This window comes from Vibrio sp. 10N.261.46.E11, from assembly GCF_041472735.1.
Lineage (GTDB): Bacteria > Pseudomonadota > Gammaproteobacteria > Enterobacterales > Vibrionaceae > Vibrio.
Genome location: NZ_JBFRQW010000035.1, coordinates 1 through 12,977, shown reverse-complemented (window position 1 = coordinate 12,977; position 12,977 = coordinate 1). Strand labels below are relative to the sequence as shown.

Below are 12,977 nucleotides of genomic sequence, written 5' to 3'. Positions count from 1 at the left end.
TGCTTAACTTACAAGCATTAAGCACTAGGCTCGGTTTTTTGTATTCTACATTCTACTCACAAGAGCGAAGCTATCAATTATAGATTGATATTACAGCTCTGCGTTGTGGTAAACCTGCTGAACGTCATCACAGTCGTCAAGCATGTCTAAGAACTTCTGGAACTTCTCAGAATCTTCTTCAGCTACTGGCGTAGTTGTTTGAGGAACGAAAGTGATTTCCTCAACGTCTAGCGTTAGGTCTGGGAACGCAGCGTTTAGTGCTGTCTTCGTTTTGAAGAACTCAGTCGTTGGAGCGAATACAGTGATAACACCGTCTTCTAGCTCAACGTCAGTCACGTCTACGTCTTCCATCATTAGCGTTTCTAGGATGATCTCGTCATCTTCGCCTGCAAACTGGAATACAGCTTGGTGAGCGAACATGTGAGAAACAGTACCTTCAACACCGATTTTCGCGCCAGTCTTAACGAAACATTGGCGAACGTCTTGGAAAGTACGGTTGCCGTTGTCAGTTAGACAGTCAACGATTACGCTTGTGCCACCTGGGCCAAAACCTTCGTAACGAGCTGGTTGGAAGTCTTCACCGCCGCCGCCGTTCGCTTTATCGATCGCTTTGTCGATAACGTGAGCGGGTACTTGGTCTTTCTTCGCTTTAGCAATCAGGTGCTTAAGAGGTAGGTTCATGTCTGGGTCAGAGCTGCCGTTCTTAGCCAGTACGTAAATCTCTTTACCGTATTTAGAATAAACTTTAATTTTTGCGCCTGCAGTTTTCGCCATTGAGGCCTTGCGCACTTCAAAACTTCTTCCCATCGGGATCTTCTCTCTGATTCAATTAACGGTGCAAATTCTAGCAAATTACTGTGTCATTTCAATTCTACAGCATTGCTGGGCAAGGTTTGTCTGCGTTTATGCGACACCCATTACCCGTTTGTATTTTTCTACAGACTGATCAAACCAAGCCTTTTCTTCTGGATCACCTAGCTTCATTGCTTCTTCAACAATGGCTTCAGGGCCACATTTCGCTTGCTTCAATTTCCATACAAGAAACGATGCTTGCTTATCCAGTTCGATTTTATTTTTCTCGCTGGGTGGAAGGAGTGAAAGGTTGATAGACATTATTAGCCTTCGTCTGTAATACGCTTGGCCGAGAAATATATCATAGAGCAGCCTCATAAAACCAATACTATGAGTAACAGAAAGGGTTTATGAGACCCGAAACCAAGCAAGTCACTGATGCAGGTCAAGCTAGTTTGAGAGAAGTGACGCCCCATGATGCGAAAGTATCACTTATTCGACTCACCTCATGAGCCGAATAATGAGTTAATCACATCACAAAGGCGAAAGCGTAGTTTCTAACCGGCAATACTATTCACTCACCGCGAAAACATCGCAGCGTGAGGCGCAGATGAAATCATTTTTGTGGAGGCCTTTGATTGAGTGGCTCCACCAAGTGACGGTGACTTTGCCCCACTCCAATAAGATCGAAGGGTGATGAAATTCTTCTTCTGCCAATTCTGACACCTTGTTGCTGAATGCCCAAGCTTGTTTGTAGTTCTTGAACTTAAACACCTTCTCAAGCTGTGGGATGCCGTCTCTTTCCATGATCTGCCAATCAGACAACTCCAACAGTAAAGATTGTTGCTCGTCTTTACTTAGGGCAATCGCGTCGATACTGCAGGCTTCGCATTTTTGTTCATTCAACATGTGTTGGTTCCTTGGGTTCAAAAAGTGGTGGTAGTAACCCCGCATCAATCGCGAGATCAGCTTGCTGTAATAGGTTTTCCTGACTGATTTTGAAGAGCTCAGACAGCTCGTCGATCACGTAATATTTTGGCTGCATAATGTCGATGCGGTAGGGTGTTCTTAAAACGGTTTGCAGATCGAACCGCTCACGAACGGCTAAATCCCCTCCCAACGCATACATGGTTTCCGCCGGAGAAGAAAGAATGCCACCGCCATAGATTTTCAATTGTTGGCCTTCTTTTACTAAACCGAACTCGACCGTAAACCAATACAAACGGGCAAGATAAGCGCGCTGTTTGGATGTCGCCGCTTGGCCTAATTTTCCATAGTGCTCAGTAAAAGCCGCGAAATCGGCATTGGTGAGCATGGCACAGTGGCCGAAAATTTCATGAAAGAAATCAGGTTCTTGTAAGTAATCGAATTCATCTCGCGTTCTCAAAAATGTCGCCACTGGGAATTTCTTATTCGCGAGCAAATCAAAGAAACGGTCGAAATCGATTAACGCCGGAACAGGCTGAACCTGCCAACCTGTTGTTTCCTTTAGCACTTTATTTATCTCTGGAAGCTGAGGAACTCTGTCTAATGGCAGATCCAGCAGGGTCAAACCGTGCAAATAGGCATCACAAGCGCGGTCACTAATGACGTCCAGTTGCCTTTTCACCAAGTCGTGCCAAATGGCATCTTCTTCGAGGCTCCACTCAACCCATCCCTCTTGGCTCACGGGCTTAGAATGATATTGAGTCATTACACACCTCCTTTCGAATGTCTCACTTTAAGCCTATATCCACTCCTTATAAGCGCCAATTTGCGCGATTTTTCGAAACAGGCGATCGTGTAACATTTTATTTACACAATTCCGCCAGACGCTTATTTTGCTGAACTTTTGACTTTGTAAAACCTAAATACCAGACTGAAAACGTTAACTTTTTGTTAAAGGTAAAGGAATGCACGAAAGCAATAAGCCCATTTGGCAGCCAAGCGAGCAGCGTATCGCCGATGCCAACTTAACCCGATTTATCGATAGCCTTGAACAATCTGGGTTAAACCTAGATAGGGACGTAAAAAGCTACGCCGAACTCCATCAATGGTCTGTAGAACATCCGGAATCGTTTTGGCAAAACGTGTGGCAGTTTTGTGGAATGGTTGGCTCGCAAGGCTCTACTAACAAGGCAGAAAGCGAGACCATCAAAGCTCAAGGTGAGAGCCGCTGGCAGCAGCCTAAATCGAATCGTGATGCGGTTTGGTTTCCCAATGCACAAGTAAACTACGCCGAGAACTTGCTGATTTTGGCGCAAACTATGCCTAATGAACTGGCGATTTGGTTTGAGAATGAACGTGGCGAACAACAGAGTTATACATGGAAAACCCTGTGTGAAGCGGTCTCTAGCGTTCAGCAATGGCTTGTCGATAGCGGAGTGAAGCAAGGTGATGTGGTTGCTGCGTATACGCCCTATCTGCCACAAACCGTAATAGCGATGCTGGCAACCACCAGCTTAGGCGCGATTTGGACATCGACCTCGCCTGATTTCGGTGTCGAGAGTGTGATTGAGCGATTTGGCCAAGTGAAACCCAAGGTGTTGTTGACCTGTGATGGCTATACCTTCAATGGCAAAACGTTCGATATGACGGACAAGAACCGTGAAATCATCGAGCACTTAACCGAGCTAAAACAGGTGTGTCAGATCGGTTACTTGGGAAGCAATGACTTTGAAAATGATGTGTCCACCCGAAGCTGGCACAGCATCATTAATCACTATCAGCCACAACCTGTACGATTTGTGCGTGTCGGCTTCAATGAACCATTGTTTGTGCTCTACTCTTCCGGTACGACAGGCAAGCCCAAGTGCATTGTTCACTCGGTTGGTGGCACCACCATCAACCACCTAAAAGAGCATCAGCTTCATTGCGATATTAAACCGAAAGATCGCGTGTTCTACTACACCACTTGTGGTTGGATGATGTGGAACTGGCACGTCTCTGCGCTCGCCAGCGGTGCTTGTTTAGTGATCTTTGATGGTAGCCCGGTTTATCCGCAACCTAACGTTCTGTGGGATTTAGCGCAGCGAACTGATGTATCGACATTTGGCACCTCAGCCAAGTATCTAGAAGCGATTGAGAAAGCGGAACTCTCACCGTTCGACAGTCACTCTCTTCCCCACTTAAGAACACTGTGCTCAACGGGTTCTGTGCTTTACCCAGAGCAGTTCGATTACGTCTATAAACACATCAAACAAGACCTGCATTTAGCCTCAATTTCTGGAGGGACAGATATTTGTGGCTGCTTTGTTTTAGGTAATCCCATCTCGCCGGTGTATCGCGGTGAGTGCCAACAGGCAGGGCTTGGAGTTGATATCAAGGTGTTCAATTCTTCTGGTCACAAGGTCGATCACGAACGTGGCGAATTAGTGTGTACAAACTCCCTACCCAACTTCCCCGCAGGCTTTTGGAATGACACCGGAGAGCGCTACCACAGCACCTATTGGGATAGGTTCGATAATGTGTGGCATCACGGAGATGAAGTCGCACAGAGCGAACATAGCGGCTACCTGTTCTACGGGCGAGGCGACACCACACTCAACCCTGGTGGCGTGCGAATTGGGACTGCCGAGATCTATCAACAAGTGAACACCATTGAAGGCATTGTGGATTCGATAGCAGTCGGCAAAGACATCGAACGGAACGAGCAGATATGGCTATTTGTTCAATTACAGCAAGGTTTGGGTCTAGATGATAACTTGTTGGCAGCCATCAAGAGTAAGCTCAAATCATCATGCTCACCAAGGCATGTGCCAAGCCAGATATTTGCGATCAGCGATGTGCCGAAAACACGGTCCGGCAAACTGGTGGAGTTGGCAGTGAAACAGGTCGTAAATGGTAAGGATGTAAAAAACCTCGGAGCAATTGCTAACGCCGAAGTTTTAGATGAAATAAAACGCGTAATTTCGCTTTAGTGTTAAAGCCTAGAATAGCTTAATTAAGAAGAAAAAAGTCCTCCATGGGTTTAATGCCGTGGAGTTTTTTATCTGTATTTAAATCGGATAGTCAGGATATGTATGTCGCTTTTAACTCAGGTTTAAGTAGTTCTAACAGATTACCCAAATCGGAATGCCAAAAATTTGCTTTATCCGCTATGCAGCGCAGCGCTATAAAGTCCCTGGAATGGCCTAACTCAGAAAACAACTTACTTGAGTTTTGTGATCTATATTGCAATTTTTAGTGCACAACAAATCTGTGAAAAAGTAAAAAAGACACACGACAAAACCAATTAGCCTGTTCTTCTAGTGACATTAACTATGTATTTCATCTTTAACCCCCACTTTTCTATCGAATTAGCCATACATTTCAACATTATCTATTCATACCGCCCAACGATAAAATAATAAATTCCCCAAAATCATTGGACCTTCCATGAATCAAGAGCCACCAAGAGACATTCTTAAACCTATTTCAAAGCCCTGTTCTCGAATTGGTTGGATAGTAGAAGTTCATCCAGAAAAGAATCGAGTCAAAGTAGGTTTTGAGAACAACCCATTTTCTCAACCTCTCTGGGCGTCAATAGGCCGTGCTTTTACTCAGTCTGAAATTTTTATGGCCATCGATAATAAACTCGATTGCCGAATCTCTTTTCTATCCGAAGATCTTACCATTCCAACATTGGTTGATATCTATATATCTTTGCTTGAAGAACAAGAGCTTGTTGTTAAAGCAAAAAAGATAACACTTCATGCGGAAGAAGAAGTACTTATTGGCTCTGGAACGACACAAACCAAATATAGTGGAATGGATGGCCGTATCACTACAACTGCCAAGCATGTCAGTAGTAGCGCTGAAAAAATCCATAAGATTCAGGGTACTAAGGTAAAACTCAACTAACCCACTTAATCTAAGTAGGACATATTAATGGCAGTAACAATAAGTGCAAATGGACTCAGTGTTGTCCATAAAGGCTCCGGAGGCGAGGCAAATGCCACCCTGCCTGATGTGTGCCTTACTACAGTTGGTAACTCTGTTGTCCCGATCCCTTATGGAAACAACGCCAAGTCGGCAGATTTAGTGGAAGGCACCACAACCGTCTCGGCTGATGGTGGCAACAGCATTGCTTTAAAGGGCAGCAAATTTGCAAAGAGCACAGGCGATGCGGGTGGGGATAAGAAAGGCGTCGCATCGGGTACGATAGAGTCCGAGGCCGAATTCATTTCCGCATCACCGAATGTCATCATCGAAGGGAAAGGCGTGGCAAGACTTTCTGACCAAATGACGATGAACAAGGCCAACACCATGTGTTTAGGCGGCGTTCAAAACCCGGCCGTCACGGTCACTGAAGATGAAGAAGGCACGTACACTGTCTACGTCAAGGCTCGATACCCGGATGGTGTACTTCTCAAGAACGCAGACTTTGACATTACCGATGTCTCTGGTGGCGCTCTGTCTCCTGGTCACTTTGATAACTCTGGAAAAAGCAAAGTATCAGGTTTAAAGCCGGGTCAAATCAAAATTCTGGCCAAAGAGAGTACGGATGAGTTTATTGCTACCCCAGTCCGTATAACCAACCCACACTACCTACCCGATTACAATGATGATGACTTCTTTGATAGGTCTGCTCAGGGACAGCAAACCTTCTGGCACCCGAATCGTATTGCCCCGCCAGTAGAAGGCTGGGGAACCATGGGGCCTAGCCTCACCGCTGACCGGTATTTTGCCGATATTGTGAAAGCAGAAACGAAAGCCCACTTCGAGTTTAGACACCCTAGTTTTCAATTCGGTATATTGGCAGAATCGCTAATCGCGGGGATTGATAGTCTCTCTAATGCCAGCTTTGACAGTGTACTGGCGAACGGCCTACCGATGGTGATAGATGAAGGAGAAATACTCTCTGTTCTATTTCGGTTACCCAGGCATGAAACCGCAGACCGTATGCTGGCTTACATGCGTGCTCGTGGCAAAGGTAACCCGCAGGTTTTCATCAATAGCTACCCTTGGGATAAGGCTAAGAATACACTCAACTCTGAACTTGAAGGTCTACTTAGTAAGATAAAGGGGCGTGTTGAATCACTCAAATCCGAAGCCAGTCGGTTGAATTACGTTTACTTGTCGTCTGATATCTATGAGAAGCATGTAAGCACCATTGATACCTATGCTAAAAAGCTATCCGATAACCTCAGCCAAGCTTTCAAGCGTATGGAAAATAAAGCTAGTCAACTTATGAATGATGTGTCGGGTGTCTCGGTCATTCAAGCGCCTGATCATGTTTATTCTGCCGAAGCAGGAACGATTGAAGTGGTGGTGAATGCGATACCGAAGATAGATTTAGAGGAGCAAAAATGGGTCAAGGTCCGTGCAATATACTCCGATCGATGGCAGACACCTATCTATGCTCAAAACCTCAAAATAACCGCTAACTCGGTGGTGCATGAAGAGAACGCGTCACTTAATGCTTTACCTTTGAATAGTACGGAATCTGAAACCATAGAGTTGGCTGTCGAAACAAATCAAGTTGAAGGTGGTGTTGCGGTATTTGACACATTAAAACCTAACACAGATAGCGTGACTGTAGAGTTCGTTGGAGAGCCAAGTATTGAGAAGCAAATAGTCAATATCCAAGACAGCGTAGAGGCAACACTTGATGGAACATACAACGCACTGACTGAGGATATGAAAGAGTTCCAACAACAATGGGATGAAGAGGGTTACTGGACTTTAGGTGATGGTGTGATTGACGGTGCCCAAGCTTGGGGCGCTGATATTGTTGATATGTTGTCTCCTCGTTTTTGGGGAGATGCTGCGGACACTATCTCAGATTTATCTTCTTCTGCTGTCGATAAACTGGCGATTTATTCAGTCGATAAGTTCAATTCCATCACCAAGGCAATGCTTAACGAGAAGGGGCAACTGAAAAATCCGACTTGGGTATTGGAAACAATAGGAAAAGAGTTTGACTCATTCCAAGACAGTGTTTTTGAATCCGCCGATGAAGCGATTGAAGATGTGAGTAAACTGTACGCGGAAAGCCAAGATGTGGTGCGAAAGTTAGAGTGTATTGCTAAGCACCGACAGACAATCCTAGAGCTTCCACAGAAAATCTCAAATGGTGATGTTGATGCGGTCGAAACCTTTGTTGACACTGTGCTGATGGAGCTTGACCCTGAGTGGGCACAGGAAATAAAGGGGCACGAGCAGTTCCCTAATGCAATGGCGATAATAGAAGACCACGATACAATTCTGACTTATGTGACTTATCTGTCTTTAATGCTTGAGGCTATTCCACCTAACTTCTATTTCTACTACGGCGGTAAAGCGGGCACATATTTGATCCTAGAACTGATTCTCACTGTTGTGCTGGCTATTTTTACGTTAGGAACAGGAGCAACGGCTCGTATTGCGACACTGGTAGCACGTTTTGCGGGAGGTGCTAAGAAGGTCAAAGGAATAAGAAATGCGGCTAAAGCATTAGATTCATTTATTAAGGCAGTGGAAAGCTTGATTGATGTATTGTCTGATTATCAGGAACTAGCGGAAAAACTGGTTAAACGCCCACTTGGGAAATTCAAAGGCAAGCCCGTTACAACCATGACTGCGAAAAAGAAAGCGGTGAAACGAGACGCAAGCTGTAGGCTTTGTCATTCCAACCAACATAAAACGCCTCGTTATAAACGGGGCGAGTTAGAGTATATATAGGGTTTAAAAGATGGGATATAGAAAGAATATTCTGAATCGCATAAAAAATGATTTATCGCATCCAATAAATCATGGGTTTAAAATGCAAGTTCACCACCTAGTCTCGAAAAATGGTGTGATTAAATCTGGAAAGAAAAGCATTCTAGAAGCATATGGTTATGATATAAATTTAGCGGGGAATTTGGTTGCATTACCATCAACATTAGGTGGCGCATGCCATTTGAAAGTGCAGCTTCACAGAGGTAATCATACTACTCCTATTGAGGATAACGACAATGATAAGGTTCACCCAATGTCTTATCACACTTATGTAAAAAAAATGCTAAAGCCAGCTGTCAGAGAAATAAAAACAAAATGCAAAACGAATGATATACAAAAAGTACAAGCGTATTTAAATCTACATAGTCAAGTTATATTAGATGATATATCTAGCTTTAGATTACCATTGACGAGGGTTTTTAAAGCTTTTGAATCAGGTGCGGTTGGGTGTTTGGGTGAAAAAGAAGTTGGTAGTTTAGCAAATAAAATAAAACTGAATATCCCGTGTACTTGCGATCGCGTTCATTCAGAGTACAATTCATTTCCATCAATAGGCTATACACTTAAACGAGGTAGGTAATGAAAAATTATAATGATGAATACTATATTATTGAGCAGGACTACTCCTTCGAAGAGAATTCAGCATATCCATCCGAGTCTTCATCAAATTTTGACTATGATTATGATGAGTTAGTACTAGGAACTAAGCCTTTGAAGTTTCATGCAGAAATCAGTGATGTTAGAGACTTTAAATCTTCTTATATCTTTCTTTACGATGGGCCTTCATTTCTTGTTAATACAGAGCTTAAGGAGAAAATAGATTTTGGTCTATATGGTTCTCAATTCTTTCCTGCTATTATTGTTGGAGAAGACAAAGGAGTAAGAGATGATTTTTGGGTTCTTAACACCTATGATATGCTCGATGCTTTAGATGAAAGTAAATCTGATATTAAAACTATTTCCGAAAGTGTTGATGGTCTATCAATGAGCGGCTCGGTATTAAAATATTCACTTAATTTCAAATTGCTTTCATCAATCCCAGAAGAAGAAAGACTAATATTTAAAATGTCGAATACAAGCACTGAACCTGTTTTTGTTCATGAGAAAATTGTAAGAATATTTAGAAAACTATCAGTTGAAGGTGTGAAATTTCACAAAGTCAGTGAATATAAATTTGGCGATGAATTTTAGTAGATTAACCTGTTATTTTAATACAAAAACATGAAGATAATCGCAAATTAAAAGTTACACTGCGATCTGTTTTTACATCAACGCTTAAGTGCTCCGCAAAATTAAGTACTCGAGCATGCTTAAGGTTATGAATTCTTGTTCTATACTTAGTGTGGAAAATTTCATTAAACTAATTGTGAATATATCTAAATTAAATTTAATAGCTAATGTTATTAAACTTAATAAGAAACATTTCATGGTCTTTCGTAATTAAATAGGAAGGAGTTATCGCTCCCTCCCTTTATCGTTGATGGAGTCTACCGAAGATTATGAATGTAGTGCTAAGACAGTTCATCATTCCCGATTTCAGATAATAAGTGCGACATTCATGGTTTTCAAATGCAGGTGCACCACCTTTTATCAAAACAAGGTGTAAAAAAAACAGGTAACGGCGAAAAGCTTAAGTCTTACGGATATGACATCAACTTGCCCGGGAATTTAGTCGCTTTACCTTGCACTTTGGAAGGAGCGTGTCATTTACAAGTTCAACTACACAGGGGCAATCATCCTACTGTTATTGATACCAATGATAATGATGATGAGCACCCCAAGAGTTACCATAAATTTGTTATCAAGCGAGTAAAAGACGCTTATATGACCATAAGTAAGCGTTGTGAAGATAAGGATAACCCAGGTATTCAGCGCTATATGGACTACCACAGTTTATTAATCTTACGCAAGATAAGTAGCTTTGAGCTGCCCTTAACTAGGGTTGCCAAAGCTTTCAAGAGTGGAGAAGTTGGCTGCTTGGGTGCTACAACAGTGGCAGAGCTAAAATTAAAGTTGGAGGCTAATCCCAAAGAGTGTACATGCAATGGAAGAAAACATGATAAATTCAGTTCTTTCACAGAAATACCCTATAACCTAGAAAGAGGAAAATAACGTTGAGTGCGCTGAATATTTATGATGAATCTTATTACATTATTTTTTCTGATGATGACTTTGAAGAGTATGATAATGATTTAACACCAACGCAATATACGGCCAATACTCATTGGGGTTTTGAAAAGCTAACCTTTGGTATAAAGCCACTTACCTTTGTTGCCGATAATGAGAATTTAGATTTTTTGCAGCAAGATTACGCAATAGCATTTAACGTTCCGAACTTTGTTGTCACAGCGAAACTTAAAGTACAGCTTGAAGATGGCCTTTACGGTAGTCAGTTTTTCCCAGCAATTATCCAAGATGAGAACAGTAATGCGGTTGAAGGCCTTTGGGCATTGAATACTTTTCAACGCTTAGATTGTGTTGATTTTAAGAGAAGTCAATACTTTATGCCAAGTGATGGAATCAAGGAAATTGATGGTTTTACGATTAAACCGGATATGGATAACTATCGACTTAGAGAAGATGTTCTAGATTCTATTCCAGAAAATGAGCGCTTGATTTTTCAAGTTGGAAATACGACTTCAGGAGAAATTTTCTTCCATCAAAAAGTTGTCGATATTTTTAATAAGCATGATGTTAAAGGTATTAGATTCTTCAAAGTGAGCGAGTACCATGTAGGTGATGAGTTCTAAAATAGCAGTGCTGCATTATTTTGATAAGTTAATGTTTTCATTTAATTTTTATTAATCCCCAATGCAAAGGAGAGTGCTCTCCTTTATTTTTATATGATTGGCTATATTATACAGTTAACATGTCAATTTAAAGATCCTTAATAAATGAGCAATTACAATGAAGATTACTATTTGTTGTTTGTAAATCCAGACTATGAAGAATATGACATTGAACCTGATGACTCTTCAGCAAAGCGCAACTATGACTCAGAAGAGCTTGATTTTGGACAAAAACCTTTAATCTTTACAACCGAAACATCTGATTTGAGCTTTGCTAACGGTGATTATGAGATATTTTTCCCAATAGGCAGTATTGTTGTTACGGATAAGTTAAAGGTTAAGTTAGAAGAAGGCTTATACGGTTCTAAATTTTATCCTGCCATTGTAAAAGGTGAAGATAAAGGAATCAGAGAGGATGTATGGGCTCTAAATTTATTTAAACCTTTGGATTGTTGGGACCGAAATAAATCAATTGCCGTATACCCTGGAGGGGCTAAGTCCTTACAAGGAATAGATATTCTGCCTTCTATTAAATCATTTCATCTTTCTCATGAAGTTCTAGATGAAATACCTGAGAATGACAGGCTAATTTTTGTGATGGATAATACTGACGTTACAAATATATTTGTTCATAGGCGAGTTGTTGATGTTTTCTTCGATAAGAATATCAAAGGAGTAAACTTTTTCAAAGTTAGTCAATATCGTTTTGGAATGGAGTTTGTTTAGAGTTTCACTCTACTTCTAAACAAGTTATTTATTATAGATTAAGAAAGGTATTGCTTTGAATGTATATGATGAATCCTATTATCTTATATTTCCGGATTATGAATTTGAGGACTATGACAATGACCTCACACCAACCTCATATACGGCAAATACTCATTGGAAGTTTGAAAAGTTGAGTTTTGGTATAAAGCCACTTACTTTTGTCTCTGATAATGATAATTTGGATTATTTGCAGCAAGATTACACTATAGCATTTAGCGTACCGAGCTTTGTGGTCACAAACAAACTTAAAGAGCTGCTTGAAGCTGGCCTTTACGGCAGTCAGTTTTTCCCTGCGATCATTCAAGATGAACAAAATAATGCTGTTGAAGGAGTGTGGGCACTGAATACTTTTGATGACTTAGATTGTGTTGATCTAAAGAGAAGTCAATTCTATATGCCAGGTGATGGAAGTAAGGAAATTGATGGATTTTCTATTAAACCAGATATGGATAATTACCGACTTCGAGAAGATGTGCTGGATACAATTCCAGAAAACGAACGTTTAATTTTTCAGCTCGGAAATACATCAACAGGAGAAATTTTTTTTCATCAAAAAGTAGTCGATATTTTTAAAAAATACGATGTTAAAGGCATAAAATTCTTTAAAGTCAGTGAATTTGAGTATGGGGACCAACATTAAAAATTCGTGACTATATTATTGTTCTCAGTAAGAGAGGTTTCAAGATCTTAGTTATTCGTCTCGAAAAATAAAATAGGGAGGGAGTTATCGCTCCCATCTTTTGTCGTTAATTGTCTCTAAGGTCTTTAGGGTATCACCGAAGAGTAACCTACCTAATAAAAAAATGCTTATAAGGCCATAAGTAAGCTTTGTGAAAAACAGGACAACCTTGGTATTCAGCGTTATATGGATTATCACAGCTTATTAATCTTGCGCAGGATAAGTAGCTTTGATCTGCCATTAACTAGGGTTGCCAAAGCCTTTAAGCCAGGGTGAGCGCATGAGTG

Annotated in this window: 13 protein-coding genes; 9 read left to right on the top strand and 4 right to left on the bottom strand. The window is 41.4% G+C overall.

Features of this window, described 5'->3' with window-relative positions:
- Positions 1–90: 90 nt before the first annotated feature.
- The 4 genes from AB4407_RS11825 to phhA form a co-directional block, all read right to left on the bottom strand.
- On the bottom strand, positions 91–807 hold the full coding sequence (locus AB4407_RS11825; RefSeq protein ID WP_009846045.1) for a YebC/PmpR family DNA-binding transcriptional regulator: 717 nt from the start codon (positions 805–807) through the stop codon (positions 91–93).
- A gap of 96 nt (positions 808–903) precedes the next feature.
- Positions 904–1,113, bottom strand: coding sequence for a DUF3283 family protein (locus AB4407_RS11820; RefSeq protein ID WP_004732615.1), 210 nt, complete (start codon positions 1,111–1,113; stop codon positions 904–906).
- A gap of 249 nt (positions 1,114–1,362) precedes the next feature.
- Positions 1,363–1,701: a 4a-hydroxytetrahydrobiopterin dehydratase gene (locus AB4407_RS11815; RefSeq protein ID WP_017102223.1), complete on the bottom strand. Its 339-nt coding sequence runs from the start codon at positions 1,699–1,701 to the stop codon at positions 1,363–1,365.
- Complete coding sequence (gene phhA / locus AB4407_RS11810) at positions 1,691–2,485, bottom strand: phenylalanine 4-monooxygenase (protein WP_017630281.1); 795 nt, start codon at positions 2,483–2,485, stop codon at positions 1,691–1,693. Before phhA ends, AB4407_RS11815 begins: the two co-directional genes overlap by 11 nt.
- 199 nt (positions 2,486–2,684) lie before the next feature.
- On the opposite strand from phhA, the gene AB4407_RS11805 reads away from it, so the two are divergent.
- From AB4407_RS11805 to AB4407_RS11765, 9 genes are all read left to right on the top strand, one after another.
- Positions 2,685–4,691: an acetoacetate--CoA ligase gene (locus tag AB4407_RS11805; protein WP_372120680.1), complete on the top strand. Its 2,007-nt coding sequence runs from the start codon at positions 2,685–2,687 to the stop codon at positions 4,689–4,691.
- Between the two features lie 457 nt (positions 4,692–5,148).
- Positions 5,149–5,613, top strand: coding sequence for a hypothetical protein (locus AB4407_RS11800; protein ID WP_372120679.1), 465 nt, complete (start codon positions 5,149–5,151; stop codon positions 5,611–5,613).
- Between the two features lie 27 nt (positions 5,614–5,640).
- The gene (locus AB4407_RS11795) at positions 5,641–8,415 is read left to right on the top strand and encodes a PAAR-like domain-containing protein (RefSeq protein ID WP_372120678.1); all 2,775 of its coding nucleotides are present in this window, start codon (positions 5,641–5,643) and stop codon (positions 8,413–8,415) included.
- A 10-nt stretch (positions 8,416–8,425) separates the two neighbouring features.
- A complete protein-coding gene (locus tag AB4407_RS11790; protein WP_372120677.1) occupies positions 8,426–9,034 on the top strand; it encodes an AHH domain-containing protein in 609 nt (202 codons plus the stop codon).
- The gene (locus tag AB4407_RS11785) at positions 9,034–9,645 is read left to right on the top strand and encodes an imm11 family protein (RefSeq protein ID WP_372120676.1); all 612 of its coding nucleotides are present in this window, start codon (positions 9,034–9,036) and stop codon (positions 9,643–9,645) included. Before AB4407_RS11790 ends, AB4407_RS11785 begins: the two co-directional genes overlap by 1 nt.
- 378 nt (positions 9,646–10,023) lie before the next feature.
- A complete protein-coding gene (locus tag AB4407_RS11780) occupies positions 10,024–10,566 on the top strand; it encodes an AHH domain-containing protein (RefSeq protein ID WP_372120675.1) in 543 nt (180 codons plus the stop codon).
- Between the two features lie 2 nt (positions 10,567–10,568).
- Positions 10,569–11,204, top strand: a complete 636-nt coding sequence (locus AB4407_RS11775; protein WP_372120674.1) for an imm11 family protein — start codon at positions 10,569–10,571, stop codon at positions 11,202–11,204.
- A 144-nt stretch (positions 11,205–11,348) separates the two neighbouring features.
- Positions 11,349–11,969 carry an imm11 family protein gene (locus tag AB4407_RS11770; RefSeq protein ID WP_372120673.1) on the top strand — a complete coding sequence of 207 codons (621 nt, stop codon included), beginning with the start codon at positions 11,349–11,351 and terminating at the stop codon, positions 11,967–11,969.
- A 55-nt stretch (positions 11,970–12,024) separates the two neighbouring features.
- The gene (locus tag AB4407_RS11765; protein WP_372120672.1) at positions 12,025–12,651 is read left to right on the top strand and encodes an imm11 family protein; all 627 of its coding nucleotides are present in this window, start codon (positions 12,025–12,027) and stop codon (positions 12,649–12,651) included.
- Positions 12,652–12,977 lie beyond the last annotated feature (326 nt).

Coding starts and splice junctions, on each gene's coding strand:
- AB4407_RS11825 (WP_009846045.1), bottom strand. CDS start 807: ATGGGAAGAAGTTTTGAAGTGCGCAAGGCCTCAATGGCGAAAACTGCA.
- AB4407_RS11820 (WP_004732615.1), bottom strand. CDS start 1,113: ATGTCTATCAACCTTTCACTCCTTCCACCCAGCGAGAAAAATAAAATC.
- AB4407_RS11815 (WP_017102223.1), bottom strand. CDS start 1,701: ATGTTGAATGAACAAAAATGCGAAGCCTGCAGTATCGACGCGATTGCC.
- phhA (WP_017630281.1), bottom strand. CDS start 2,485: ATGACTCAATATCATTCTAAGCCCGTGAGCCAAGAGGGATGGGTTGAG.
- AB4407_RS11805 (WP_372120680.1), top strand. CDS start 2,685: ATGCACGAAAGCAATAAGCCCATTTGGCAGCCAAGCGAGCAGCGTATC.
- AB4407_RS11800 (WP_372120679.1), top strand. CDS start 5,149: ATGAATCAAGAGCCACCAAGAGACATTCTTAAACCTATTTCAAAGCCC.
- AB4407_RS11795 (WP_372120678.1), top strand. CDS start 5,641: ATGGCAGTAACAATAAGTGCAAATGGACTCAGTGTTGTCCATAAAGGC.
- AB4407_RS11790 (WP_372120677.1), top strand. CDS start 8,426: ATGGGATATAGAAAGAATATTCTGAATCGCATAAAAAATGATTTATCG.
- AB4407_RS11785 (WP_372120676.1), top strand. CDS start 9,034: ATGAAAAATTATAATGATGAATACTATATTATTGAGCAGGACTACTCC.
- AB4407_RS11780 (WP_372120675.1), top strand. CDS start 10,024: ATGCAGGTGCACCACCTTTTATCAAAACAAGGTGTAAAAAAAACAGGT.
- AB4407_RS11770 (WP_372120673.1), top strand. CDS start 11,349: ATGAGCAATTACAATGAAGATTACTATTTGTTGTTTGTAAATCCAGAC.